Raw genomic sequence first — 3,540 nt, 5'->3', positions numbered from 1 at the left:
GTGGGGAAACCCACCGAGAGTTCGAATCTCTCACCCTCCGTTTTGAGTCCGCGAAAAACGGAGGGTAGCGATGTGCCTGCGCACATCGCGTGAGAGATTCGAAGCCCTTCTCCCATATTTTCGAACGATTCTTATCGTAAGAAAATGGGAAAGGGGTACTGACCTCGTAGAGGTCGAAAAGCGTACTCGCGGTCTCTCTCACCTCCGTTTTGAGTCCGCGAAAAGGGGGTGAGAGATTCGAACAGGGAAGGGGTCGGGAAACGGGAGTTTCCCGTGGAGGAAAACAGCGAGTCTGCGAGTGTTAGAAACCGTGGGTTTCTAAAGCGCAGCGGAGCGAGCAGTGAGGTTCTCTCACCCTACGTTAGATTATCAACTTTGAACTGAAGCAAAGTAAAGCCATTTTGAACAAAGATATGGACAACGAACCAAAAACTATAATTTACGAAGATTTTGAAAAAGTAGACATTCGAGTTGGAAAAATCGTTGAAATTTCTGATTTCCCAGAAGCACGGAAGCCAGCATATAAACTCAAGATTGATTTTGGTTCCGAAATCGGGATAAAGCAATCAAGTGTTCAGGCAGTCGGAGCTCACACAAAGGAAGAATTACTCAATTCTTTCGTCTGCTGTATAGTCAACTTTCCATCCAAGCAGGTAGGTCCATTTAGATCTGAGGTTCTCACTCTCGGTTTTAAAAACAGCTCTGGTGATGGATGGGTACTTATTGAGCCGAAGACCGACTCAATAACTCTTGGAAGTAAATTATCTTAGAGCCAATGAACTTTCCCATCGTAATCCGCATTTTCGCAAAATTTGCGAAAAAAACGGTGCGGAGAGTAAATGGGGACACTCCTGTTATCAAATGGGGTCAAATGGGTCATCAACAGTCAAAGGACATCAAATGGGGACAGCTTAAATTCCCCCATTTCTGAACTGAAGCAAAGTAAAGCCATTTTGGACAAAATTTAGTACAACTCCGAATGCGTGCCGATTTTTGTGAATACAACCATATCTTTTCCTCTGATTTCAAAAAGCGCGCGGTAGTCTCCGGTTATATTTATACTTCTACAATTCGGGTAAGTCGGTTCAACCGAATGATTATCCAAGGTAGGATGAAACATATTTTCAATAAATAAATTTCGCCTCTCCTTAAACTTTTCCTGTATCTTTCTTGGAAGTTTTACGTAACTCTTTAAAAAGTTTCTATGCAGTTCAATACGCATTTCATTTTAAAGAATTAAGAAATTTATCCATCTCTTTCGCTGAATCGAAAGGCCCGACAAGATTTTTACCTTCTTTGATATCCTTGGAAATTTTAGTCAGTTCACGCCGCGTCTTCATATTCAACCTTTCCTCTTTTCGCATTAAAACCGGCTCAAGGTCGTCCTTGACGTAGGCGTATGTTGCCATTTGTAAAATATCGGAGAAGGTTAACCCGCTACCCTTGGCTTTTCTTTGGGCTTGCTCTTTGATTTTCTTATCTATTCTAAAAATTACTTGTGTAGTCATATATCTTTTTTATAGCTAATATATATACAAACATATCACATCTAAAAACTATGTCAATGCTCCTAAAATCTTTTCCGACACTAAATAGCATTGAACGTGGTAAATAGGTTGTAAATGTGGATAATTCTGTTATCGTGGCAAGACCCCGCGTGTCTAAAATAAAAACCTGCCAGCGCGAACCGGAAGGTTTTGAAGTACCGAGAATTACGCTGTAATAAATTGGGCAAAGGCAACAGCCATTAAAGGGTTCTGAAAAGCGAGTTTGTCGTCTTTGTATGGCTTAAAGCCAAACGAGTCCACCACCTGTTGAAACTCGCCGAATGTACAACTCCAAACCAGAGGTGTCTGGTCTGAAAACTGAAAAGCGCCTTTACCTTTCGTTTCGGCGCTTGCATCTTGACTGCCGTCTTCAGGATAAAAAACAAGCTCCATATTTGCGAAAGCTTGTTTCAGCAAGAGTCTTACATCAACGAACAGAGAGCAGTTCTCGGCTACTTGGTTACCGAGAACAGGAAGAACTTTGGTTTTCATAACTATCTACATAATACATTTTGAAAAGTGATTGTCAAAATTATCTCTTTCGCGTCGTGTCAAATGATTTAACCATGACACTACATTTCAAAACCGAAAAGTGATAAAATCAATCCGTGAAATCTAAATTTACAATCGGAATAGTTGGAATAATATTTGATAGACATAAGCATGTACTGCTGTGTCATCGGTGCGATTATGATTTGTGGAGTTTGCCCGGTGGTGGTTTGGAAAGAGGGGAGTCGCCGTGGGAAGGAGTGAAAAGAGAAATAAAAGAAGAGACCGGTTTTGACACTGACATTGTAAGTTTGGCGGGAGTTTACAGTAAACCTGACGTAGACGAGGTCGTATTGTCGTTCATTTGTAAAGTGTCGGGAGGCGAAATTACGCTAAACGACGAAGCCGACAAAATAGAATATTTTGACGTCGGTAAACTTCCCCAAAACATTTCAGAAAAACAAGTTGAGAGAATCAGAGACGCTCTCGCTTTTCCAGATAAGACCGTTTACAAAGTCCAAACAGGGAAGTCAAAAAAAGGAAAAATTTAAAAAATAAAAATATGGTATAATTAGACCATGCCTAATATTGATCAAATCAGCAAAGAACGAGCCAAAGAACTTTTTGGTAGTCGGGAAATTGAAAGTTTTGAAGTTGGCACAACCAGAGGGTTGCAACAAATCCACGAATATTTATTCGGAAAGCTTTACGATTTTGCTGGACAGATCCGCGTCAAAGATATAAGCAAAGGTGGCTTTCGATTTGCTTCTTCTTTGTATCTGGAGGAAAGCTTAAAAAAGATCGACAAAATGTCGGAAAGTACTTTTGAGCAAATCGTCGCGAAATATGTGGAAATGAATATAGCTCATCCGTTTATGGAAGGAAACGGGCGGAGTATGAGGATCTGGCTTGATTTGATGTTGAAAAAAAATCTCAAGCAATGTGTTGATTGGGTCAAGATTGATAAAGCCGACTATTTGAATGCAATGGAGCGCAGTCCGGTAAATGACCTCGAGATTCGCGAGCTTCTGCGCGCCGCTTTGACCAATAAAATTGACGACTGCGAAGTTTTCATGAAGGGGGTGGAGCAATCATATTATTACGAAGAAACAGAATTTTATAAATAGTAAAAACGCGCACGCTCGTCGAGCATGTGATTAAAACAGGTGGGCTATAAAATAATTTATGAAAAATCAAACTTGCGCCTTTTTGAAGGGAACGTTGTCCGTCTTTGTATTTTCACTGCTTTTGCTTACCACAGAGAGCTCTTTTGCCACAGTGGGCGGGCCGACATACATTTCTGATTTTAAATACAATCCGGCAGACGAATCGGTTTATTACATCGTAAATTCTCAAAGCGGTCGTGGCTGTCCTCCCGAGCTCGCTAAAATCTCGTTAAATTCAGGCATTTCTGAAATGGCCCTTTCCTGCGACGAAGGCGAAAAAATTTTGGAAAGAGAAGGTATCTACGATATTTCTCCGGTTTTTCAAAAAATTTATGAAA

7 protein-coding genes are annotated in these 3,540 nt (G+C 40.7%); 4 read left to right on the top strand and 3 right to left on the bottom strand.

Going from position 1 to position 3,540, the window contains the following annotated elements; genetic code table 11:
* The first annotated feature begins 413 nt into the window (after positions 1-413).
* The gene (locus tag Q8P86_02390; GenBank protein MDP3996517.1) at positions 414-770 is read left to right on the top strand and encodes a tRNA-binding protein; all 357 of its coding nucleotides are present in this window, start codon (positions 414-416) and stop codon (positions 768-770) included.
* Between the two features lie 194 nt (positions 771-964).
* Here the strand turns inward: Q8P86_02390 and Q8P86_02385 are convergent, their stop codons facing one another.
* From Q8P86_02385 to Q8P86_02375, 3 genes are all read right to left on the bottom strand, one after another.
* Positions 965-1,222 carry a type II toxin-antitoxin system mRNA interferase toxin, RelE/StbE family gene (locus Q8P86_02385; GenBank protein MDP3996516.1) on the bottom strand — a complete coding sequence of 86 codons (258 nt, stop codon included), beginning with the start codon at positions 1,220-1,222 and terminating at the stop codon, positions 965-967.
* Position 1,223: 1 nt separating this feature from the next.
* Positions 1,224-1,508 carry a hypothetical protein gene (locus Q8P86_02380; GenBank protein ID MDP3996515.1) on the bottom strand — a complete coding sequence of 95 codons (285 nt, stop codon included), beginning with the start codon at positions 1,506-1,508 and terminating at the stop codon, positions 1,224-1,226.
* Between the two features lie 204 nt (positions 1,509-1,712).
* Complete coding sequence (locus tag Q8P86_02375) at positions 1,713-2,039, bottom strand: hypothetical protein (protein MDP3996514.1); 327 nt, start codon at positions 2,037-2,039, stop codon at positions 1,713-1,715.
* Between the two features lie 116 nt (positions 2,040-2,155).
* Between Q8P86_02375 and Q8P86_02370 the strand changes: the two genes are divergently transcribed.
* From Q8P86_02370 to Q8P86_02360, 3 genes are all read left to right on the top strand, one after another.
* A complete protein-coding gene (locus tag Q8P86_02370) occupies positions 2,156-2,587 on the top strand; it encodes an NUDIX domain-containing protein (protein MDP3996513.1) in 432 nt (143 codons plus the stop codon).
* A gap of 27 nt (positions 2,588-2,614) precedes the next feature.
* Positions 2,615-3,163: a Fic family protein gene (locus Q8P86_02365; GenBank protein MDP3996512.1), complete on the top strand. Its 549-nt coding sequence runs from the start codon at positions 2,615-2,617 to the stop codon at positions 3,161-3,163.
* A gap of 58 nt (positions 3,164-3,221) precedes the next feature.
* Positions 3,222-3,540, top strand: a 319-nt coding sequence (locus Q8P86_02360) for a hypothetical protein (GenBank protein MDP3996511.1), incomplete at its 3' end; no start/stop codon positions are given.

This window comes from bacterium (genome assembly GCA_030699905.1).
GTDB lineage: Bacteria > Patescibacteriota > Minisyncoccia > Phycocordibacterales.
This window is presented reverse-complemented; position numbering and strand designations above follow the sequence as displayed.

What these genes read in the sequence shown, in the direction of transcription:
- Q8P86_02390 (MDP3996517.1), top strand. Translation starts at nt 414, where the DNA reads ATGGACAACGAACCAAAAACTATAATTTACGAAGATTTTGAAAAAGTA.
- Q8P86_02385 (MDP3996516.1), bottom strand. Translation starts at nt 1,222, where the DNA reads ATGCGTATTGAACTGCATAGAAACTTTTTAAAGAGTTACGTAAAACTT.
- Q8P86_02380 (MDP3996515.1), bottom strand. Translation starts at nt 1,508, where the DNA reads ATGACTACACAAGTAATTTTTAGAATAGATAAGAAAATCAAAGAGCAA.
- Q8P86_02375 (MDP3996514.1), bottom strand. Translation starts at nt 2,039, where the DNA reads ATGAAAACCAAAGTTCTTCCTGTTCTCGGTAACCAAGTAGCCGAGAAC.
- Q8P86_02365 (MDP3996512.1), top strand. Translation starts at nt 2,615, where the DNA reads ATGCCTAATATTGATCAAATCAGCAAAGAACGAGCCAAAGAACTTTTT.